We start from the raw sequence: 21435 nt of genomic DNA on the forward strand, positions 1-21435 counted from the left end.
TTGAATCTCTTTCTTTACCTAATTGGGGAAAGGGGAACGAAAATGGATAATCAAAATGCAGTAGTTGTTTTCAGCGGAGGTCAGGATAGTACGACATGCCTGTTTTGGGCGTTGGAAAAGTTTGATCACGTTGAGGCGGTAACATTTCAATATGGACAGCGCCATGTTGCTGAACTGGAATGTGCAAAGGAAATTTGTGAGAGGTTAAACGTTCGTCAACACGAGCTTGATATGGAATTGCTGAATCAATTGGCACCAAATGCCTTAACCCGTGAAGATATAAAAATAACGGATGATGGTGGGATGCCGTCAACATTTGTTCCGGGACGAAATCTGCTGTTTCTTTCTTTTGCTGCTATTCTTGGAAAGCAAATCGGTGCCAAACATATCATTACTGGTGTAAGTGAAACAGATTTCAGTGGATACCCGGACTGCCGGGATAGTTTTATTAAATCCCTGAATGTCACATTGAATTTATCCATGGATGACCAGTTTGTTTTGCATACACCGTTAATGTGGCGGGACAAATCAGAGGTATGGGAGTTGAGCGATGAGCTCGATGCATTTGAATTTGTTAAAGAACATACGCTGACATGCTATAACGGAATCAAGGGAGAAGGTTGTGGACAATGCCCGTCCTGTAAACTCCGCCATAACGGGTTGGAGCAATATGAAATGCGTCGGAATAATGGGGTGGTTAAATGATGCAGCAAATTTATCCTGTTCCCAATCATGATTATGCGTATGAATTGAATAAAGACTTTCATTTTTCCGCAGCTCATTATATTGCCGATGAGTCAGCCGGGAAATGTCAACATATGCATGGCCATACGTATTTTGTGAACATCACAATTGCTGGTGAAAGACTGGATACAACCGGTTTTCTGGCAGATTTTAAAACGATCAAGGATTTGATTCATAAGCGGTTTGATCACACAACATTGAATGATGATCCCGCATTTGCCGTCAATCAGCAGGTTTATTTTCCAACAACTGAGGTCGTCGCTAAAATAGTTTACGAGATTATCCAGGGCCATTTGGATAACCTGGAAAATAATCCTGTGTGCTTGCAGGTCTTTTTGCGTGAGACCCCGTCAAGTTATTGCATCTATCGGCCGAAGAGGGGGACAGATCAATGAAGCTGCCAATTCTTGAAATTTTTGGTCCAACCATTCAAGGCGAAGGGATGGTGATTGGACAAAAAACTATGTTTGTCCGAACGGCTGGCTGTGATTATTCCTGCTCATGGTGTGATTCCAAATTCACCTGGGACGGTTCGGAAAAAGAAAACATCAGGCTGATGGAGGCGGATGAAATTTTGGAAGAACTGAACCAGCAGGCAGGCGGGCGGTTTGCGCATGTAACAATTTCAGGGGGCAACCCCGCTTTACTTTCCGGGTTGGGAGATTTTATTGATTTATTAAAAGGAAACCGGATAAAAATCGCATTGGAAACACAAGGGAGCAGGTGGCAGCCGTGGTTTGCAGCTATTGACGAGTTAACCTTATCACCAAAGCCGCCCAGTTCCGGAATGAAAACCAATTTTTCCATCCTTGATGATATTATTACTTCATTGAAGGAACAACAAAAAGGAACATGCAGTTTAAAAATTGTAATCTTTGACTTGGCTGATCTGGAGTATGCGAAGAAGGTTCACTTACAATATCCGAATGTTCCGTTGTTTTTGCAGGTCGGTAATGATGACACCGGAAATGCGGACGATAATCTGCTGCTTCGTCGTTTATTAAACCGGTATGACTGGCTTGTTGAGCAGGTGATGGACAGTCGTGATTTGGTAAACGTCCGTGTGCTGCCGCAGCTTCACACTTATTTATGGGGGAATAAGCGGGGAGTGTGACGGTTGATAACTATGCTGTGAAGGTTGATATTTATACCTTGAAGGTTGATAACTATGTCTCGAAGGTTGATATTGATGTCATGAAGGTCGATAACCATGTTTCAAAGGTTGATAGTTAACCTTGAAGGTCGATAACTATGCCTGATGGTTGATTCTGTCGAAACGGTTAATAGAATATTCTCAGCAAAATAATTACGGCAGCGATGCTTTGTCGTTAACAGCCCGGCTTATCCAACCCTGGAAGAGCCGGGTTTTTTCCATAAATAAAGGGTACTGGCATTAATTGGTTTCGATTCTTATTAAAACGAATTTTGTAAATCTTTGACGAATAGTATAAAATATAAAAAAATACAATAAAGATGAACGGAGGCAGAACATGTCCAAGCATGCGTATGATGAATCTGATTTAAAACCGGGCAAAATGACTAGAAAACAAAAGCAGGTCTTTTGGGGAGCGATTTTCTTGATGGCTACCTCCTCGATTGGGCCCGGGTTTCTGACACAAACCTCGTACTTTACCGATCGATTTGCCGCCAGTTTTGCATTTGCAATTCTAGTATCGATTATTATTGATATCGGGGCACAATTAAACATATGGCGCGTTCTGGTAGTTTCCAAAAAAAGGGGCCAGGATGTTGCGAATATGGTGCTGCCGGGTTTGGGAACATTCATTGCTATTTTGATCGTGTTAGGTGGACTTGCCTTTAACATTGGTAATGTAGGCGGTGCAGGTCTTGGGGTAAATATTTTAATAGGTGTGTCTCCTAAGATTGGAGCGATTATTACTGCAATTCTAGCTATCATTGTATTCAGTTTAAAGAATTCGGCTAAAATAATGGACTTTGTGGCGTTAACACTTGGAATTATCATGTTAACGATGGTTGCGATTGTGATGGTTACCAGTTCGCCGCCGGTCATGGATGCGGCTGTCAACAGTGTGTTTCCGGGTGATTATGGAACAATGCTGCTTCCTGCCATTACATTAATTGGCGGTACTGTTGGGGGATATATTACGTTCGCAGGCGGGCACAGGCTGCTTGATGCGGGCATACATGGAAAAGAAAATGCCGGCTTTGCGGGGAAGGCTGCCAACTGGGGCGTTCTGACAACAGGCGTGATGCGCGTTATATTATTCCTGGCCATACTTGGTGTTGTAACAGCGGGGTACAATCTGTCTGACAGTCACCCGACTGCTTCTGTTTTCCAGTATGCATTAGGGGGTGCCGGTTATAAAATCTTTGGAGTTGTTTTGTTCTCTGCAGCACTTACATCAGTTATTGGAGCGGCATATACAAGTGTTACATTTATGCGCTCATTCCACCCGGCTGTTGAAAAATATAACAATTTGTTTATTATCGGCTTTATCGTTTTTTCTACGTTAGTATTTGTACTGGTGGGACAGCCGGTTAAAATCCTTGTGCTTGTCGGATCAGTGAATGGGTTAATCCTGCCGCTAACTTTGGGTGCGATTCTGGTTGCGTCCAGGAAGAAAAAAATTGTCGGCGACTACCAGCATCCGACATGGATGATTGCCCTTGGTGTGCTGGCAGTAATTGTTACGGTTATTGCGGGTTATTTCTCACTTCAGGGAATTGCCGATATATGGACAGGCTGATGTGGTCGTTTAGCAGATTTGGAACAGTTAGGCGAAATGGAGGGTGATGATGAACTTTACAGTGTCTCCGCTTGGGGATGAAGCGGTTGTAATGGAATTTGGTGAGGAAGTCTCCAGTGAAAAACAAAAGCTGATTATGGCAGTTTCCAGCTATTTGGATAATCATCCAATCCCCGGCATGATAGCTTATATCCCAGCCTATACAACGATTACCATTTTTTATAATGCGATGGAGGTGCTTGCGAATTTGACTGGAGCAAATGCGTACGATTCTATGCTGGGGGAGATTGAAAAAATGGTTTCCCGATTACCGGAAAATCCCGAAACAGAATCAAAAATTGTTGAGATTCCGGTATGTTACGGCGGGGAATTCGGTCCTGACTTGGAAGTTGTTGCGCGCCGGAATAATCTTCGTGAAGCGGAGGTTATTGATATTCACGCCAATGGGGATTATATGGTACACATGATTGGGTTTGCGCCAGGGTTCCCATTTGTCGGCGGAATGTCGGAAAAAATCGCTACGCCACGAAAAGATTCGCCAAGATTACAGATTCCTGCGGGCTCCGTGGGCATCGCCAGCGGACAGACAGGGGTGTATCCGATTGAAACACCAGGGGGCTGGCAGCTGATTGGACGAACACCTGTAAAATTATTCCGTCCGGATGAGGACATACCGATTTTATTGAAGGCAGGCGATTCGATCCGCTTTTACCCAATATCTGAAGAAACATACAACAATTGGGGTGAGGACAGTAATGAGTATTAAGGTAGCAAAGCCAGGGCTGTTAACAACGGTTCAGGATTCCGGGAGATACGGCTATCAAAAATATGGTGTTATTGTCAGTGGTGTCATGGATGTTGATTCCACCCGCCTGGCTAATTTACTGGTTGATAATGAATCAGATGCCGCCGTACTGGAAATGACAATTACCGGTCCAACCATTGAATTTCAGGAGGATGCCTTGATTGCCATTTGCGGGGGAGATATGTCACCAGAGATTAATGATAAGCCGGTTCAGATGAATAAAGCCGTATGGGTAAAAAAAGCATCCACTTTGAAATTCAAGTCAGTTCGGACAGGCTGCCGGACTTATATGGCTTTGGCAGGGGGGATTGATGTGCCTCCTGTTATGGACAGCCGTTCCACGTATCTGCGGGCTGGAATCGGCGGTTTTAACGGACGTGCCTTGCAAAAGAATGATAGATTGCCGGTCGGTTCACCTTCCAAATCTGCTGCGATGATGATAAAGCAAATGCAGAAACAGGCTGGTGCAGCGCATTTTCTTGAAATGGATTGGGGCGTGTCCCTTGATTCGCTGAATGATTATCGCGATGGCGCAGTTATACGTACAATCCCAGGGCGCCAATCGGAGTGGTTTACCGAAGAAAGCCGTTCGTTGTATTTATCGGAAGCCTTTAGCGTTTCCACACAGTCAGACCGTATGGGGTACCGGCTAAATGGACCGGAACTTGCTTTACAAAGCAGGAAGGAATTATTATCCGAAGCAGTGGCTTTCGGCACAATCCAGGTCCCGCCTGATGGGAACCCGATCGTATTGATGGCTGACAGGCAGACGACAGGTGGATACCCGAAAATCGGGCAGGTAATAACAGTGGATTTACCGGCGATGGCACAATTAAAACCCGGCGAAAAAATATATTTTAAGGAAATAGAACATCGTGAAGCTCAGGAGTTGCTGGTGGAAAAAGAGAAACAGTTTGAACAATTAAAGGTTAGCATTCATTTGAAAAAAGAACAGGAGGGCTATGCATGAATATCGATATCAATTGTGACATGGGAGAAAGCTTTGGAGTATATAATATGGGCCGGGACGAGGAAATCCTGGATTATATTACGTCAGCAAATATTGCCTGCGGATTCCATGCGGGTGACCAGTCGACAATGCGGAAGACAGTGAAAATGGCATTGGAAAAAGATGTCGGAATCGGTGCGCATCCGGGTTTTCCGGATTTGAACGGGTTTGGAAGAAGGTATATTGCATTATCCCCGGAAGAAATTTATGAACTGGTCATATACCAGGTGGGTGCACTGCAAGGTTTTGTTAAAGCAGAAGGAGGAAAAATGCAGCATGTGAAGGCACATGGCGCTTTATACAATCATGCCGCGAAAGATAAAGCTGTTGCGGAAAGTATTGCGAAGGCGGTCCATGATCTTGATCCGGAGCTGATTCTGTTTGGTTTGGCCGGTGGTGAATTGGTTAAAGTAGGTGAAAAAATCGGCTTGCCTACAGCCAGTGAAGTATTTGCTGACCGGACATATCAGGAGGATGGCTCGTTAACCTCCCGTCGTGAAAAAGACGCACTTATCGTGGATCAGGAAGCAGCTTCCAGCCAGGTTGTTCAGATGGTGAAAAATGGGACTGTGCGGTCACAGCAGCGTACAGACATTTCCATTAAAGCGGATACGGTTTGTATTCACGGTGACGGCATTCACGCGCTGGAATTTGCCCAGCATATCAATGAGAAACTGGCCGTCGAAAATATTTCCGTTTCCAAGATAGGTACATTTTTACGGTGAGATTGAAGGAGGTTTTTTTGTGGATACATTTGCTGATGCATCTCCTGCCGAAGCAAGGCAGTTCATACGTGAGGGGAAGTGGGTCAGGCCGACATCCGGTGTTTCCAGTGGATTTACCCAGGCTAATCTGGTAGTGCTTCCCAAGGAGTCTGCATTCGAATTTTTGTTATTCTGCCATCGAAATCCAAAGGCATGTCCGGTTTTGGATGTTACCGAACCGGGGTTATTTGCGCCGTCTGCGGTTGCACCGGATGCTGATTTACGGACGGATATCCCGAAATATCGCATTTACAGGAATGGCGTACTTGAGGAAGAACGTACCGATATTACGGATCTCTGGCGGGATGATATGGTCGGATTTTTAATCGGGTGCAGCTTTACGTTTGAGCAGGCTCTGATCCGTAATGACATTCCGATTCGAAATATCGAGGAACAATGTAATGTGCCGATGTATATCACGAACCGTCAATGTGTTCGTGCCGGGAAATTTGACGGTCCGTTGGTAGTCAGCATGCGTCCCATCCAGGACAAAGACGTTGTCAGGGCGGTTCAGGTGACATCGAGATTTCCATCGGTGCATGGTTCCCCGGTTCAAATCGGTAGCCCGCACTCAATTGGGATCCGGGATTTGGATAATCCGGACTTTGGGGATGCTGTTACCGTTAAAGAAGGAGAGGTGCCGGTATTCTGGGCGTGCGGTGTGACACCTCAGGCTGTGGCAATGAACAGCAAGCCGAAAATGGTGATTACACATGCCCCCGGCCATATGTTTATTACGGATTTGAAAGATGAGCAGTTTTCTGTGTTATAATTCACTTCATTAAGGGTTGCTTCATAAAAGCAACGTGGAATAAAAATAAATTTTTCATAGTAACCATCCTGGAAAAAATTTATATTGAAAAGTGAAGAAGATAGCAGTAAAATAGATTATTGGATTTAGATAAAAATATAGCTCTAACGTTGTATAACCTCTAGGATATGGCTGGAGGGTATCTACCAGGAACCGGAAAATCCTGACTACAAAAACAATGCTTTTTTGTAGTCAGGATTTTTTATTCGGAATTGAAGTAGAAAGGAATTGTGGTATTATGAATTTAAAAGTATTAATACTCGCAATATCAGCTGTTGCAGTTGGACTTGTTGAATTAATTGTCGGCGGAATACTACCGGCCATTGCTAAGGACTTCGATATTTCACTTGGCACTGCCGGGCAGCTGATAACTGTGTTTGCACTCATTTATGCAATTGCCGGGCCTGTTTTATTGGTATTAACAAGTAAAATGGAACGGAAAAAAGTTTATCAGATATCTTTACTTGTATTTTTTGCTGGAAATATCATGACCTTTTTTAGTCCGAACTTTACATTCATGATGATTGCCAGAGTATTAACGGCAATGAGTACAGCATTAATAGTGGTTCTGTCCCTGACGATTGCGACAAAAGTTGTTGAGCCGGCCCACCAGGCTAAAGCTGTAGGTTCTGTGTATATGGGGATTAGTTCGTCACTTGTTTTGGGTGTTCCTTTAGGTATTTTAATTGCAGATGCATTCGGTTGGCGCGTTATTTTTCTTTGTATAGCCGTTTTCTCAATTGGAACCTTAATTCTTATTTCACTATTTTTAGAGAGGATACCAGGTGAAAAGTCCGTTCCATTAAAAACGCAATTAAAGGCGGCAGCAAGCCCGAAATTTGGCGGAGCCCATTTGGCTACTATGTTCATGCTGGCTGGACACTACACCCTTTACGCTTATCTTACACCATTTTTGGAAACCACACTCCAGCTCAATTCCTCCTGGATAAGTATTGCATATCTCGTATTTGGAGTTGCAGCTGTAAGTGGTGGAGCACTTGGCGGATCGCTTTCTGATAGGATAGGGGCACAGAAGAGCATTCTATTGGTGATAGGTTTATTTGTCCTTGTACTTTTTATACTGCCATTTTCGACTGTATCAATCTATTTATTTACACCTATAATGATGATATGGGCTGCACTCAGTTGGGCACTCGCCCCGCCGCAGCAAAGTTACTTGATTCAAACAGACCCAAATACGGCGGAGGTTCAGCAAAGCTTTAATAATTCAGCCCTGCAGATCGGAATTTCCCTTGGTTCTGCAATCGGCGGGGCGGCCTTAGGTCAAATTGATACAATTTCAAACATTGCATGGGTAGGATGTGCTGTTGTTGTTATTTCTCTACTTTGCGCAGTATTCTCGTTGACCAGACCAGTGACTTTCCAGCAATCCAAGGTAAAAAGTGTAAACGGCCGATTATCATAAGGTGAGAGCGTATCCGGTATGAAACCGGGTACGCTCTTGTCATGATAAAGGAATGTTCAATTCGTTTACTGTTGGAGTTTTCCTGCAACATACCCGCCATCAACAGGGATGGTTACACCACTTATTTGTTTAGCCAGGTCAGAACATAAAAATGTTACTGCATTACCCTGATCTTCCGGTGTAGACATTTCCCCCGAAGGAAGAGTTTCCAAAACACTTTTAAATTGTTCAGGAGCTTTTTTTGCCCACCCTTCTACAGCAGGTGTGATTGTTGCACCTGGCGCAATAGAATTAATCCGAATACCTTGTTTTCCATATTCCAGGGCAACAGATTTGGTTAGTCCAACAATACCGTGTTTAGAGGCTGTATAAGGCGTCATATTTGGTGAACCTTCTACTCCGGAACCGGATGCAGTGTTAACGATTGCACCACCGCCTGTTTTAATCATCGCGTTTACTTCATGTTTAATGCTATAAAAAGTTCCATATAACGTAACTTTCAATGTTTTATCCCAATCATTCGAATCCAGTTCTCCAATTTTCTTTTGCCCGGCATTGATGCCAGCGTTATTATGCGCAAAGTCCAATTTGCCAAAAGCAGAAATCGTTTCATCAATTAATGCTTTCACTTGTTCTTCATCACTTACATCACACCTGAAGAACCGGGCTTCGCCGCCATTGTCATTTATTATTTTCACAGTTTCTTTACCTGCTTCTTCATTAACGTCCGAAACCATAACTTTGGCCCCGGCTTTAGACAAAGCTACAGCACTGCCTCTGCCTATACCTGAACCAGACGCTGTTACTAAACCGGCTTTGCCTTCCAATAATCGTGTCATCAAAACACTCCTCTTTTATTAATCCCACATTTATTTTACGCTTTTTAGTGCTATTATCAAGAAAAATTATTTACAAGATGGGGGCTTTCAAAAACTACCTTTCTCTATGATAGAATAAGAGAATATGTGCAACTATCACATATTTGACTATCAGCACAGGGGTGAAACAACGTTGGATAAAAAAGACATTGCAAATATCCGGAAACAATTCAAAGTGAATAATGATTCATTGAATATAGAAGAAATTTTTAATGTGTATATCATGAAAGAATCGAGCGAAATTTACCATTACCAGAGTATGCCATTTGAAATGCTGGAACAGGAACAGCAGGAATTATTTATGGACAATTTTAAGAAAGTGCTTTCCGGTCAATTGGATGAGAAGTTATTTGAATTAAAATTTCAGCGTGATGTGGAAAACAGCAGTCAGCTTATTCTCCATCAGGGCCTGTTAAGCAACGATACCGAAGAATGGAACGGGCATATGCTGCAGCTCGTTGAAAAAATGCTGAAAGATAAACAATATGAGATGGATATTGTTGTGACCTTTATCCGCGGAGAATATAAGAAGCCGATGAAGAAGATGAGCGAAGAGGCTGAAGAAAGCGAACGGGACACTGTTTATTCCCACCCTTTTATTTTATGCAGTATGAATAAAACGCAGGATCCGAAAAAGGAATTACTGTTTGACTATGTGGAGAAGGAATTTAAGTATAATATTGTCGTTGATCCTATCATTAATCTGAAAGCTCCGATGTCAGGGTTTTTGTTTCCGACGATTACCGACAATGCTGCGGATGTTAATCATGTGCTTTATTCGGCAGGGAAGAAGAATGAACCGAGTTATCATTTTATCGAAGAAGTGTTAAATGCGGAAGAAATGATGACTGCTGCACAGGATAAACTGGTTTTTGAAGAGATTGTGAAAAATGTAGCTGGTGATCAGGCAATCAATACATCCAAACTTTCGAATGTATATGATGAGATTCATCGTGTTGTGGAAGAGAACGAAGAGGAAGAAGTACCAAAACTGGATTACAAGGATGTTGAAAAGGTTTTAACAAGCAGCGGGATAGAAGACGTTAATACTGAAAAAGTGGAGTCCGCTTTTAAAACAGTGATTGATGATGAAAAATATGAATTTAAAGCAACAAGTGTGGTGCCAAAATATAATTCCAAATCGATTAAAATCGAAACGAAGATCGCAAATATTTCAATCAGTCCACAAGACCTGAGGCATGTCCGCCAAGTGCATTTCGACGGGAAAAGTTATTTAATGATGGAAGTGGAAGAAAACACAGTGATTGAAGGCTTCGAAATGATTCCGGAAGCACTATTTCAAAAAGCACCGGAAGATGGGGAATGAAGCAAGGGGAATCTTTCAGAAAGGAGTTTTTTTTAATGAGAAAAGTCATTTTAGATTGTGATCCGGGACATGATGATGCCATATCAATTATTTTAGCAGCATCAAAAATAAGCCCTCTTCAGATTGAAGCAATTACAACCGTAGCAGGAAATGTTGAAGTTGAAAAAAATACATTAAATGCTCTCAGCGTATGTGATATTGCAGGATTAACCGATGTACCAGTAGCACAGGGCTCCGCGAAGCCGCTGCTTAAGAAGATGGAAATTGCTGAAGAAATTCATGGGGAAACAGGTTTGGAAGGTCCGGTGCTTCCGGGTGAACCAAGTAAAAAAGCTGTTCATCAGCATGCGGTTGACCTGATTATCAATAAGGTGATGGAGTCGGATGGAGATATAACATTAGTACCGACTGGGCCCTTAACCAATATAGCCTTGGCGATGATCCGCGAGCCAGCTATCATCCCGAAAATTAAAGAAATTGTTCTAATGGGCGGCGGTACATTCGGCAATTGGACCCCGGCTGCAGAATTTAATATTTACGTGGATGCGGAAGCGGCTAAAGTAGTTTTTGAGAGCGGCGTTCCCATTGCCATGTTTGGTTTGGATGTGACACATCAGGCCTTGGCAACACAGCGAACAGTTAACGAGCTATCTGAAATTGATAATCCGGTCTCCCATTTTGTTGTGAATTTATTGAAATTTTTTATTAAAACAAATCAGGATGTTTTTGGGATGGAAGGCGGGCCGATACATGATGCCTGTACGGTCGCATATTTGATTGATCCTTCCATTTTTGACTTTAAACATGTACGGGTGGATATTGAAACGAAGGGTGAATTTACGTATGGCATGACGTGTATTGATACAGGCGGTGTAACCAGCAGGGAACCGAACGTAAACTTCGCCTATCAATTAAATCAGGATAAATTCTGGAGCATGTTTAAAGAAGCATTAACATCTTATACGGAATAATGGTTGGCGGTGCATAAAACCCTCCATTTCAGGGTAACTCAACTATAGACAGATTTTGGAATGGAGGGTTGGCGAAATGAAGAAAATGAACAGAGGTATTTTAACGGCATTATCATCCATTGGGATTGCACAGGCTCTTAAAATATATACACATAAGCGGATGACCGGGAAGTGGGATATAAAGCAGGCAGCAACAACTGGCGGTATGCCAAGCTCGCACTCAGCCGGTGTTTCAGCACTTGCTGCCTATATAGCTGCAAATAAAGGATCACGGCATACGGAAACAGCACTGGCAACGATATTTGGTGTGATTGTTATGTACGATGCACAGGGAGTCCGCCGGCATACGGGTGAAATTGCACAGCTGGTTAATGATCTGGAAGATAAATTTGCCGATCTTTCCGGGGAATTTCCAAGCTTTGAATTTGTTGCAAGGGATAAAGAACTGAAGGAGCTTCTCGGACATCAGCCGCTCGAAGTTCTTGGCGGGGCTGCGTTAGGGGGAATCTTGGGGTTCTTTTCCGCCAGGTATGAGAATAGAGGGGAATAGGGAAAAGCGCGGGGAGTTATTCGTTCCTGCGCTTTACTTTCCTGTAAATAAAGAAGAAATGAAAGCCTAATATCTTTCTCCACACTTTGTAGTAAAATAGTATGATTTTTTGCAAAGAGATTGCGAATATTTAAAAATCCATGCCATAATAGAAATGAATGGAAGCGGTTGCACAAATGAGGGAAAGGAGGCATCAGGTATTTTTTTTACGTTTTTGTGCAAACGATTTCGCAAAAGGGGGAGAGTAATCATGTGAAAAATGGGTTATATACATTTACAGCAACATTACCTGCCGGAGAATATGAGTATAAAATTGCTGTTGGCGGTAACTGGGATGAAAATTACGGTGCTTGGGGTAAGCCGAATGGCGCCAACATTCCATTCAGTCTGGATCAGAAAACGAAAGTGACCTTTTACTATCATGACGAAACGCATTCAGTCACTGACTCGACACGCTATACAGCATTGATTGGAGGTGAAACTCCACGCCTCGTTGGTGACCTGCAACCGGAAATCGGCCAAGGAGGCGAATGGCTGCCCAATGAGTCGCAAGCATTACTGCACGATGATAATTTTGACAATGTTTACGCTTATCGTGTGATGGTTCCGAAAGGTCATCACGAATTTAAAATCGTTCTTGGTGATACATGGGAAGATCCGGCTTATCCGGGAACAAATGCGGTACTCAATGTTACAAAAGAAACAGAGATTACTTTCTTTTATAATGCCGAAACTAATAAAGTTTGGACCGATTACAAAGGGAACACCATTCATAAAGATGAACTATACCACAACACTTGGAAAGATCTTTACCGTAAGCCGTTTGGTGCAGTTGCTGCGGGCGAATCTGTCACATTGCGCCTTCGAACTGAAAAGGACGATATAACAAATGCTCGTCTTGTCCTGAAAAATTACAAAACCGGAACATCCAACACATATAAGATGGATTTTTCCGGGTGGACCGAACTGGAAAATGGAACAAAAGCTGACTTTTGGAAAGCTGAGGTCATACCTGAAGAAAAAGGGGTATATGGCTACAAGTTCATCGTTAATGATGGTCCGGTAAAAGCTGCATATGGTGAGGATACAACGGATGGCGAAAGTGGAAAAGCGATAGATAATGGTGCACAAATGTTCCAATTAACAGTGTATGAGGCGGAGTATGAAACTCCCGACTGGATGAAAGAAGCTGTTGTCTATCAAATTTTTCCTGATCGATTTTACAATGGAAATCCGAATAATGATGATGCAAAACAATATGCGCGCGGCTTCGAACCAATCGAGCACAGGAAGTGGACCGATTTACCGGATAACCCTCGGTTGAAAGACATAAAGGATTATAAAGGAGACGGTATCTGGAGCAATGACTTCTTCGGCGGAGATGTGAAGGGGGTGCAGGAGAAACTGGATTACATTGAATCGCTTGGTGTCAACACGATTTACTTAAATCCGATTGCACATGCGGCATCCAATCATAAATATGATGCAACTGATTATAAGGCTATTGATCCAATGTTTGGCACACCTAAGGAGTTTAAAAAATTCACGCAGGCGCTGAAAAAACGGGACATGCATCTGATACTTGACGGCGTTTTCAACCATGTTGGTGATGATTCTATTTATTTTGACCGGTATGGAAAATATAAAACAGTTGGTGCATACGAATATTGGGCTAAGATTTATGATTTGATGAACAATGAAGGTTTATCTGAAGAAGAAGCGAAACAAAAGACAAAAGCGTATTTTCTTGCTGATGGACAAGTATTCAGCGAGTATGGATTCCATAACTGGTTCCATATTGAAAATGAAAAAATAAATTCCGGTCAGCCGAACGAACATTATAAGTACCAGGGTTGGTGGGGTTACGACAGTCTTCCGGAAATTGCTGCGATTCCGGGTGATGTTGTGGACTACAATAGTGAGCTGAACAATGAAAAGTTTGCTGATTACATTATGTATGATAAAGACTCAGTTGCGAAAACATGGCTTAAGCGCGGGGCTTCCGGATGGCGCCTTGACGTTGCAAATGAAGTTGATCCAGAATTCTGGCGGGAATTTCGCGATGAAATAAAAGCGATGAAAACAAAAACAAACGATTCACCGGTTATTTTGGGTGAAATTTGGGATGATGCTTCAAAATATTTTCTTGGCGACATGTATGACACGGTCATGAACTACCGATTCCGCGGTGCTGTGCTGCACTATTTGACAACTGGAGATGCAGGTGAAGCAGCAAAGCAGTTAAAAGCAATCAGGGAAGATTATCCGAAAGAGGCGTATTACTCGCTGATGAACTTGATTGGTTCGCACGATACAGCAAGGGCGGTATATCTTCTTGGCGGCGGCTCCGACACGTATGAACGTGCGGAAAATGATCCGGATTATAACCATGCACTTGGTATAAGGCGGTTAAAACTTGCCGCCATTTTCCAAATGGGCTACCCGGGTGCACCGACGATTTATTATGGTGATGAGGTAGGTGTTACGGGTTCAAAAGATCCTGACAACCGCCGTACCTACCCGTGGGGGAATGTGAATGAGGATTTACTGCAGCATTATCGTAAAATTGGTGAAGTTCGCCGCAATTTTGCAGATCTGTTTGCACACGGTAATATTGCTGCATTGCATGCTGAAGGTGATATATATGCCTATGCACGCTATACCGGTGATCGTTTTGCAATTGTTGCTATCAATGGCGGCAGTGAGGAGAAAACAGTGGAGATTGATTTGGATGGGAAGCTGATTAATGGAATTAAGCTTACTGATCAGCTTGATGGAGCATACACAGTTGAATCCAGGAAAGGCAAAGTATCCGTAACGATTCCTGGAATGAGCGGCCGGATGCTTGTATCGAATGATGGACAAACATTTGAACGTCCTCCACAGGTGGCCCATCTAGTTGCGGAAGAGGGCTCAAATCAGGTAACCCTTTCATGGAATGGGAAACCTGGAAAATACAATGTTTATCAATCAACAGTTCAGGGAGGATTGTATGAAAAAGTTGCCCATACGTCTGACCAAACTATCACAATAAACGGGTTGGACAATGGCCGGAAATACTATTTTGCGGTCACTTTAGTTGATGGTAAGAATAACGAATCAGAAAAAATGAAGACTGAAGCGATCATACCGCATGTTACACTAACAGATAGAAACTATGAGATTTCCAATGTGACAGATCTTCGAGACGGATTTGTAGACCTGTCCAAACATCGTGAAGTCTCTGCTGATATTTGGATTGATGGTGTTACAGAAATAGGGCAGGCGGAAGGGCTAACCGTGAAACTTCAGGTTAAATTTGGTGGTGAGTGGCAATCATATGATGCAGCTTATACAGCGTCTGAAGGTGATGGAAACACATTTTCCAGTAAATTTTTACCCGTGAACGCAGGAACATACACGTACCGTTTTGCATTTTCAACTGACCTTGGCCGAAATTGGGTATACAGCAATGAACAAACTATCACCTACCGTCAAAGTAATGATGATACTGCTGCGCCAGCATCAAGCTTGGAACTGAAGCAGCCGATTCAGGAATCCGGGCAAGTTAATCTTGATTGGAAGCTTGTTGAACCGGATAATCCATATATGTACGCGGTTATTCGAAATGGAAAAATCATTAAAAAGATTTGGAAGCCGGATAAAACAGTTTACACGGATTTCAATGTTGAGAATGGAATGACGTATGAATATATAATTCGTGCCTACGATCAATACGGAAATGCAACTACATCAAATACGGTAACGGTCACACCGGATGTGGTAATGGTGGAAGTCACATTTAAAGTTCACGCACCTTCCTATACATCACTTGATTCATCGATAATGATTCCGAACAGCCTGAATGGATGGAACACAGGTGCCTGGGAAATGTCCAGAAACGGTGCCGTCACGCCTGACTGGGAATATACTGTTAAAGTACAGGAAGGAACAAAGATTACCTATAAATATGCCCGGGATGGTTCATGGGCTAATGAAGGATTAGCCGATCACACACGAAACGATCCGGCCGATGATGATATCAGCTATTACGGATTTGGTGCGGTCGGCACGGATCTCGAAGTAGTTGTACAAAATGAAGGATCGAACAAAATGGTTGTGGAGGACACCATTTATCGCTGGATTGATAAGCCGCTGATAATTACATCGCCTAAAGATGGCACAACCGTTAAAAGTGATGTAGTTACAGTTGAAGGAAATGCTATTAAAGAGGGTATTCTGACGATTAACGGTGAACGTATTCCGATTAATGATGATATGACTTTTTCACATGAAGTGGAGGTAGTGGAAGGCAGGAACGAAATCAAATTTCACATTGAGCCTTCCCAAGAAAACAAGCAAGCTATCTTCAACAATAATAGCGGTGCCATTGAGAAAGCGACTCAAGATAAAACACTTGTGATTTACAGATAGTTGCATTTTTTGAAGGCAAACAAAGAACGAACCAGCTCTTTACCGTTTTATATTCCAGGTAAGGAGCTGGTTTTTTGTATAATAAAGATACATTGGTCAAAAAAAAATTGTGAAAAATCATGTAAATATTCCTTTACAAGAATATTCCTTATAAGGTATATTATATACATACTCATATAAAAAGGGAGTGTTTTCAATGGTAGAAACCGGCCAATCAGGAAAAGCTGTCAGCAATGTAGGGGAGAAGTCTTTCACCATTAGGCGTGTTTTTGATGCACCAAGGGAGCTGGTCTTTAAGGCATTTACAGAACCGGAGCATGTTTCGCGTTGGTGGGCACCTGGAGGATATACGATTCCGGTATGCAAGATTGATCTTCGCCCCGAAGGTATTTGGCATTATTGTATGCAATCTCCTGAAGGCGACAGGCATTGGGCCAGGAGTGTTTACCGGGAAATTGTAGAACCGGAGCGAATTGTCTATACAGGTACTTTTGCAGATGCAGAGGCCAATCCGGTTGGAGGCTTGCCTGAACATATAGCCACAGTAACGTTCACTGAAAATGAAGGGAAGACAACCCTCGCTGTACACATTCAATTGCAATCTCTACAGGAGCTTAAAACAACATTAGACATGGGAATGATGGAAGGTCTCACGGAAACAATCAACAATCTGGATAAAGTTTTGGAGAATATCCAGTCCGCATAAAAATGATTATACGGTTTTATGGAATAACCTACAAGAAAGAGAAGAGACAAACATGAACTTAACTTTCAAAACATTAGCTGAACCGAATCGCTTACACATTGTAGAACTTTTACGCAACGGTCCCCTTACTGTCGGAGAAATAGCCGAACAGTTAGGATTACGGCAGCCGCAAGCTTCAAAACATCTTCGGGTGCTTAGTGAAGCAGGACTGGTGGAAGTGCAGGCAGTTGCCAATCGAAGAATTTATAAACTTCTGCCCGGGCCGTTCCAGGAACTTGATACCTGGCTTGAATCTTATCGCCGAATCTGGGAGGAGGGGTTTGACCGGTTGGACGATTATCTGAAGAAACTGCAGGAAAAAGAGGATGAGGAGTAACATTTTATATGGAGTAATTTGTTTTCCATAAAAAATCTCTAGGAGGAATCTCGATGTCAGAAAATAAAATTTCCTACAAAACGGAGGGGCGGACACTTGTTATGGAACGAGTGTGTAATGCCCCGAAAGATTTGGTGTTTAAGGCATTTTCGGAGTCGGAACATTTGGAGAATTGGTGGGGACCAGAAGGATGGGAAACCGAAACCCGTAAATTTGAGTTTGTTCCCGATGGAGAGTGGCATTATTGCATGCGTTGTACAGACAAAAAACAGGGAGACTTCTATGGTCAGGAATCCTGGGGTAAAACCATTTATAAAGAAATCAACGTGCCGAAGAAAATCGTTTACACTGATGTATTTTCGGATGAAATGGGCAATTCAGCCAATGATTTACCAGTAATACAGGTAACCATAGATTTTATTGAACAAGAGGGAAAGACCAAACTCATTTTGCAATCCCAATTTGAATCGATTGAAGCACTTCAAAAGGTTATAGATATGGGAGTAGTTGAGGGAACCGATTCACAATACAAATGTCTTGATGATTATTTGGCACAGATTCAGCATGTGTAATTAAATAGTAGCTTCAGCAAAAAAACTCCGGAAGTCAAGAAATCTGACTTCCGGAGTTTTTAGATTTATTGTTTTCTAATTAAAAAACCTTGTCTCCATTAAAGATGGAATTCTTCACAATCGCATAATCCACATTGCGAATAGCTTCAAGTTTGTTACCGCCTGCATAGGAAATAGCTGATTGCAAATCTTGTTCCATTTCGGTCAATGTATCCTGCAGTGATCCTTTATATTCCACATACATTTTCTTGCCTTCTACATTTTTCTTTTCACCTTTTTGGAATTCAGAAGCAGAACCGAAATACTCTTTTAAAAACTTTCCGTCTTTCTCAACCGTCTCACCTGGGGATTCATCATGTCCCGCGAAAAGAGAGCCGATCATCACCATGGACGCCCCGAATCGGATAGACTTGGCGATATCGCCGTGTGTTCGGATTCCGCCGTCAGCAATGACTGGTTTGCTTGCTGCCTTTGCACACCAGCGCAATGCAGCAAGCTGCCATCCGCCGGTTCCAAATCCGGTTTTAAGCTTAGTAATACATACTTTCCCTGGGCCGATGCCGATTTTTGTTGCATCCGCTCCGGCATTTTCCAGTTCGCGTACTGCTTCCGGAGTGCCAACATTCCCGGCAATCACAAAGCTTTCCGGCAGGTGTTTTTTAATATGTTTGATCATGTTAATGACTGAGTCGGAATGCCCATGTGCGATATCAATGGTAATAAACTCCGGGATAAGGCGTGCGTCAGCCAGTTGTTGAATAAATTCATATTCTTCCGCTTTTACACCAACACTGATTGATGCTATCAGGCCGCGTTCCTTCATATCCTTGACAAAATCCATTCGTGTGTTTGGGTCAAAGCGATGCATGATATAAAAGTAATTATTTTCCGCTAAATAAAGCGCTATTTTTTCATCAATAATGGTTTGCATATTTGCAGGTACGACCGGCAATTTGAATCTATGTCCGCCAAGCGTTACTGAAGTATCACATTCTGATCGGCTGTTTACGATACATTTTGCGGGTATTAGTTGTATATCTTCATAATCAAATACATTTTCCATTATTAACACTCCTAAATACGAATGATTATTTTGTTTGGTTGATCATTGTTCGTATATAATCTAATTTACAGCATTTCTCCTGTTATGTCAAAGTTGATTGGATTGAAAAACGAACTATATTTATTCCAAAGGAGTGTTAAAACAGGTTGCGTTGTACTTTCAGTTGCAACATGGTTTGATTGTTTCTTGTCAAGCTTTGGAGGATGAGCCGCTTCATAGTTCCTATATCATGTCGAAAATGGCATTGGCTGCAAAAGCAGGTGGTGCGGTTGGAGTCAGGGCAAATGGGGGGCCGGATATCAAAAAAATTAAGGAGGAAATCGATTTACCTGTTATCGGCCTGGTTAAACGGAATTATAAAAACAGTCAAGTATACATAACACCTACATTGAAAGAGGTCAAAGAAATTGTTGCTGCGGGTGCAGATATTATTGCTATGGACGCCACAGATCGGATTCGCCCAGGAGATCATACCTTGGAGGAACTTTATGCGGAAATTAGAAAGCGCTTTCCCAAGTTGACGTTAATGGCAGATATTTCAACATATGATGAGGGTTACTCTGCTTATCAACTTGGCTTTGATATAGTCGCAACTACTTTGTCAGGAAACACCTTGGAAACGAATCATCATCCTAAACCCAATTTACAGCTTGTCGACGAAATGGTAAATCGTTTTGACATTCCGGTTATAGCGGAAGGCGGCATTTGGGAGCCGGCAGATTTGCAAACTGCCTTCAACGATGGTGCATTTGCCTGTATTATTGGATCCGCTATAACAAGACCTCAGGAAATTACAAAAAGATTTGTAAATCACATTAAATAGAATAAAAAGCAGGGACAGTACCGAAAACTTGAATAATACTGGGTAAATTCAGTTGAATAATTTTCAAAAAAATATCTCTTGAGATATTTTTTTGAAAATAAATCAAAAACAAGGGGTGTGAAAAGTGCGAAATAAATACGTTTTTAGTCTTATCGGCATACTGATGGCAGCAATGGTTATTACGGGGTGTTCATCATCAGAATCATCCTCTGATTCCGGGGAAATTACACTTACTTACTGGGGGGCCGGCCATATAACGCAAGACAGTCAGACAATGGGTGAATGGGATAAAATGATGGCGAAAAAGTTTGAAGAAAAACATCCAAATGTCAACATTGAATTCCAACGGGTTGGAGGAGCGGATTTCACCAAGAAAGTTAATACTGCAATTGCAGCGGAAAATCCACCTGATATTATCGGTACGAATGCTCCCTTAAGGATCATGCAATATGCGCGAAATGGACTGTTGGAACCTCTTGGGGAGAAAGTGCTTGGTGACCGGTCAGACTGGAATGAAGATATTTTAAAGAATGGTATGTATAACGATGAGTTGTATGCGATAACCACGGTCGTAGGTCCACAGGTTTTGGTAGTTAATAAGAAAATTTTTAAGGAAGCAGGTAAACTGGATTTACTGCCTAAAGATCATGATTGGACATGGGCTGAATTTGAAAAGGCCAGTAAACAGGTAATAGGTGACGGAATATACGGTACCGCATTTTGGGCAAAAAATGAACAGGTCAATCAGAACAATCTAAATTATTTAATGAGCTTCGGGGCGGAATGGGCAAACGATGATTTTTCAAAGTATCTTATCAATAGTGAGGAAGGGGTAAAGGCACTGGAAAACATGGTGCGGCTGGTTGATGAAGGTATTGTTGCACCTGGCCCGGCAAATTCTGATTACAAGTCAGGTTTTAAACTATGGAAGCAAGGCAGATTGATAGCTTACTGGGCTGCCCCCGGTGAAATGTTCAACGTGGATAATTCCAAGTTCGACCCATATCCAATTGTTCCGCTTCATGCGAAAGGTGTAGACCCGGGCGTTCCGGTTACGGGGGAACAAGGGATAGCAATTTTCAAGCAGGAAGATCCCGAGAAGGAAAAATGGGCAAAGAAATATTTAAAGTTTATCACTTCATCGGAGGCAATCAAGAAGACAGCAAAAGGCTGGTTATATTTACCAGCGCGTAAATCATCAGAATACACCATGAATGGGGAGAAATATAAGGCTTTTAATAAATATCTGGAATTGTATAGTTCATTGGAAAAAGAGCAAACCGGCAAATTTGTACCTTGGTTCCCGGAATTGCGTAAGTCTATCTTTCCAAATTTACAAGCCGCATATCTTCATGAAAAAAGCCCGCAAGAGGCATTGGATACAATTGCGGACAAGGGTAACAGCCTGGCAGAAGAACAAAAGAATAAATAGACTACTGGTTTTATCTTGATAGAAAAATGACAATGG

21 protein-coding genes and 1 riboswitch are annotated in these 21435 nt (G+C 42.4%); of the genes, 19 read left to right on the forward strand and 2 right to left on the reverse strand.

Going from position 1 to position 21435, the window contains the following annotated elements; all coding sequences use genetic code 11:
- The first annotated feature begins 42 nt into the window (after positions 1-42).
- The 10 genes from queC to B1K71_RS06925 all read left to right on the forward strand — a co-directional run bounded on the left by queC (position 43) and on the right by B1K71_RS06925 (position 8288).
- Complete coding sequence (gene queC, locus B1K71_RS06885) at positions 43-705, forward strand: 7-cyano-7-deazaguanine synthase QueC (protein WP_077325385.1); 663 nt, start codon at positions 43-45, stop codon at positions 703-705.
- The gene (gene queD, locus B1K71_RS06890) at positions 702-1139 is read left to right on the forward strand and encodes a 6-carboxytetrahydropterin synthase QueD (protein ID WP_077325387.1); all 438 of its coding nucleotides are present in this window, start codon (positions 702-704) and stop codon (positions 1137-1139) included. The genes queC and queD overlap by 4 nt, the downstream gene beginning before the upstream one ends.
- A complete protein-coding gene (gene queE, locus B1K71_RS06895; RefSeq protein ID WP_077325389.1) occupies positions 1136-1858 on the forward strand; it encodes a 7-carboxy-7-deazaguanine synthase QueE in 723 nt (240 codons plus the stop codon). The genes queD and queE overlap by 4 nt, the downstream gene beginning before the upstream one ends.
- The gene (locus tag B1K71_RS20245) at positions 1855-1977 is read left to right on the forward strand and encodes a hypothetical protein (protein ID WP_281250324.1); all 123 of its coding nucleotides are present in this window, start codon (positions 1855-1857) and stop codon (positions 1975-1977) included. The genes queE and B1K71_RS20245 overlap by 4 nt, the downstream gene beginning before the upstream one ends.
- Positions 1978-2234: 257 nt before the next feature.
- Positions 2235-3473 (forward strand): NRAMP family divalent metal transporter, encoded by a 1239-nt coding sequence (locus tag B1K71_RS06900; RefSeq protein WP_077325390.1) that lies wholly within the window; start codon positions 2235-2237, stop codon positions 3471-3473.
- Between the two features lie 43 nt (positions 3474-3516).
- Complete coding sequence (pxpB, locus tag B1K71_RS06905; protein ID WP_428848858.1) at positions 3517-4239, forward strand: 5-oxoprolinase subunit PxpB; 723 nt, start codon at positions 3517-3519, stop codon at positions 4237-4239.
- Positions 4229-5248, forward strand: coding sequence for a 5-oxoprolinase subunit C family protein (locus B1K71_RS06910; RefSeq protein ID WP_077325394.1), 1020 nt, complete (start codon positions 4229-4231; stop codon positions 5246-5248). Before pxpB ends, B1K71_RS06910 begins: the two co-directional genes overlap by 11 nt.
- Positions 5245-6012 carry a LamB/YcsF family protein gene (locus B1K71_RS06915; protein WP_077325395.1) on the forward strand — a complete coding sequence of 256 codons (768 nt, stop codon included), beginning with the start codon at positions 5245-5247 and terminating at the stop codon, positions 6010-6012. Before B1K71_RS06910 ends, B1K71_RS06915 begins: the two co-directional genes overlap by 4 nt.
- A 19-nt stretch (positions 6013-6031) precedes the next feature.
- Positions 6032-6823, forward strand: a complete 792-nt coding sequence (locus tag B1K71_RS06920) for a putative hydro-lyase (protein WP_077325397.1) — start codon at positions 6032-6034, stop codon at positions 6821-6823.
- Positions 6824-6952: 129 nt separating this feature from the next.
- Positions 6953-7052, forward strand: a riboswitch (purine riboswitch).
- A 48-nt stretch (positions 7053-7100) separates the two neighbouring features.
- Positions 7101-8288 (forward strand): MFS transporter, encoded by a 1188-nt coding sequence (locus B1K71_RS06925; protein WP_077330089.1) that lies wholly within the window; start codon positions 7101-7103, stop codon positions 8286-8288.
- 65 nt (positions 8289-8353) lie between these two features.
- Here B1K71_RS06925 and B1K71_RS06930 read toward each other — a convergent pair whose 3' ends face one another.
- Positions 8354-9127, reverse strand: coding sequence for an SDR family NAD(P)-dependent oxidoreductase (locus B1K71_RS06930; protein ID WP_077325399.1), 774 nt, complete (start codon positions 9125-9127; stop codon positions 8354-8356).
- 172 nt (positions 9128-9299) lie between these two features.
- Here B1K71_RS06930 and B1K71_RS06935 point away from each other — a divergent pair, with 172 nt between their 5' ends.
- The 7 genes from B1K71_RS06935 to B1K71_RS06965 all read left to right on the forward strand — a co-directional run bounded on the left by B1K71_RS06935 (position 9300) and on the right by B1K71_RS06965 (position 18081).
- Positions 9300-10493 carry a DUF4317 domain-containing protein gene (locus B1K71_RS06935; RefSeq protein WP_077325401.1) on the forward strand — a complete coding sequence of 398 codons (1194 nt, stop codon included), beginning with the start codon at positions 9300-9302 and terminating at the stop codon, positions 10491-10493.
- Positions 10494-10528: 35 nt separating this feature from the next.
- The gene (locus B1K71_RS06940; protein ID WP_077330091.1) at positions 10529-11464 is read left to right on the forward strand and encodes a nucleoside hydrolase; all 936 of its coding nucleotides are present in this window, start codon (positions 10529-10531) and stop codon (positions 11462-11464) included.
- Positions 11465-11540: 76 nt separating this feature from the next.
- Positions 11541-12014, forward strand: coding sequence for a divergent PAP2 family protein (locus B1K71_RS06945; protein WP_077325403.1), 474 nt, complete (start codon positions 11541-11543; stop codon positions 12012-12014).
- Positions 12015-12266: 252 nt separating this feature from the next.
- Positions 12267-16427, forward strand: coding sequence for an alpha amylase N-terminal ig-like domain-containing protein (locus B1K71_RS06950; protein ID WP_077325405.1), 4161 nt, complete (start codon positions 12267-12269; stop codon positions 16425-16427).
- 196 nt (positions 16428-16623) lie between these two features.
- On the forward strand, positions 16624-17133 hold the full coding sequence (locus B1K71_RS06955) for an SRPBCC domain-containing protein (RefSeq protein WP_077325407.1): 510 nt from the start codon (positions 16624-16626) through the stop codon (positions 17131-17133).
- A 52-nt stretch (positions 17134-17185) separates the two neighbouring features.
- Positions 17186-17509: an ArsR/SmtB family transcription factor gene (locus B1K71_RS06960; RefSeq protein ID WP_077325409.1), complete on the forward strand. Its 324-nt coding sequence runs from the start codon at positions 17186-17188 to the stop codon at positions 17507-17509.
- A gap of 53 nt (positions 17510-17562) precedes the next feature.
- Positions 17563-18081, forward strand: a complete 519-nt coding sequence (locus B1K71_RS06965) for an SRPBCC family protein (RefSeq protein ID WP_077325411.1) — start codon at positions 17563-17565, stop codon at positions 18079-18081.
- A gap of 79 nt (positions 18082-18160) precedes the next feature.
- On the opposite strand, the gene guaC is transcribed toward B1K71_RS06965, so the two are convergent.
- Positions 18161-19144: a GMP reductase gene (gene guaC, locus B1K71_RS06970; RefSeq protein WP_077325413.1), complete on the reverse strand. Its 984-nt coding sequence runs from the start codon at positions 19142-19144 to the stop codon at positions 18161-18163.
- A 151-nt stretch (positions 19145-19295) separates the two neighbouring features.
- Here guaC and B1K71_RS06975 point away from each other — a divergent pair, with 151 nt between their 5' ends.
- Together B1K71_RS06975 and B1K71_RS06980 are read left to right on the forward strand one after the other, a co-directional pair.
- Positions 19296-19967: an N-acetylmannosamine-6-phosphate 2-epimerase gene (locus B1K71_RS06975; protein ID WP_245799193.1), complete on the forward strand. Its 672-nt coding sequence runs from the start codon at positions 19296-19298 to the stop codon at positions 19965-19967.
- A gap of 124 nt (positions 19968-20091) precedes the next feature.
- Complete coding sequence (locus B1K71_RS06980; RefSeq protein WP_077325417.1) at positions 20092-21399, forward strand: ABC transporter substrate-binding protein; 1308 nt, start codon at positions 20092-20094, stop codon at positions 21397-21399.
- Positions 21400-21435 lie beyond the last annotated feature (36 nt).

Source organism: Virgibacillus siamensis (assembly GCF_900162695.1).
Taxonomy (GTDB): Bacteria; Bacillota; Bacilli; order Bacillales; family Amphibacillaceae; genus Lentibacillus; species Lentibacillus siamensis_A.

What these genes read in the sequence shown, in the direction of transcription:
- queC (WP_077325385.1), top strand. Translation starts at nt 43, where the DNA reads ATGGATAATCAAAATGCAGTAGTTGTTTTCAGCGGAGGTCAGGATAGT.
- queD (WP_077325387.1), top strand. Translation starts at nt 702, where the DNA reads ATGATGCAGCAAATTTATCCTGTTCCCAATCATGATTATGCGTATGAA.
- queE (WP_077325389.1), top strand. Translation starts at nt 1,136, where the DNA reads ATGAAGCTGCCAATTCTTGAAATTTTTGGTCCAACCATTCAAGGCGAA.
- B1K71_RS06900 (WP_077325390.1), top strand. Translation starts at nt 2,235, where the DNA reads ATGTCCAAGCATGCGTATGATGAATCTGATTTAAAACCGGGCAAAATG.
- B1K71_RS06910 (WP_077325394.1), top strand. Translation starts at nt 4,229, where the DNA reads ATGAGTATTAAGGTAGCAAAGCCAGGGCTGTTAACAACGGTTCAGGAT.
- B1K71_RS06915 (WP_077325395.1), top strand. Translation starts at nt 5,245, where the DNA reads ATGAATATCGATATCAATTGTGACATGGGAGAAAGCTTTGGAGTATAT.
- B1K71_RS06925 (WP_077330089.1), top strand. Translation starts at nt 7,101, where the DNA reads ATGAATTTAAAAGTATTAATACTCGCAATATCAGCTGTTGCAGTTGGA.
- B1K71_RS06930 (WP_077325399.1), bottom strand. Translation starts at nt 9,127, where the DNA reads ATGACACGATTATTGGAAGGCAAAGCCGGTTTAGTAACAGCGTCTGGT.
- B1K71_RS06940 (WP_077330091.1), top strand. Translation starts at nt 10,529, where the DNA reads ATGAGAAAAGTCATTTTAGATTGTGATCCGGGACATGATGATGCCATA.
- B1K71_RS06945 (WP_077325403.1), top strand. Translation starts at nt 11,541, where the DNA reads ATGAAGAAAATGAACAGAGGTATTTTAACGGCATTATCATCCATTGGG.
- B1K71_RS06955 (WP_077325407.1), top strand. Translation starts at nt 16,624, where the DNA reads ATGGTAGAAACCGGCCAATCAGGAAAAGCTGTCAGCAATGTAGGGGAG.
- B1K71_RS06960 (WP_077325409.1), top strand. Translation starts at nt 17,186, where the DNA reads ATGAACTTAACTTTCAAAACATTAGCTGAACCGAATCGCTTACACATT.
- B1K71_RS06965 (WP_077325411.1), top strand. Translation starts at nt 17,563, where the DNA reads ATGTCAGAAAATAAAATTTCCTACAAAACGGAGGGGCGGACACTTGTT.
- guaC (WP_077325413.1), bottom strand. Translation starts at nt 19,144, where the DNA reads ATGGAAAATGTATTTGATTATGAAGATATACAACTAATACCCGCAAAA.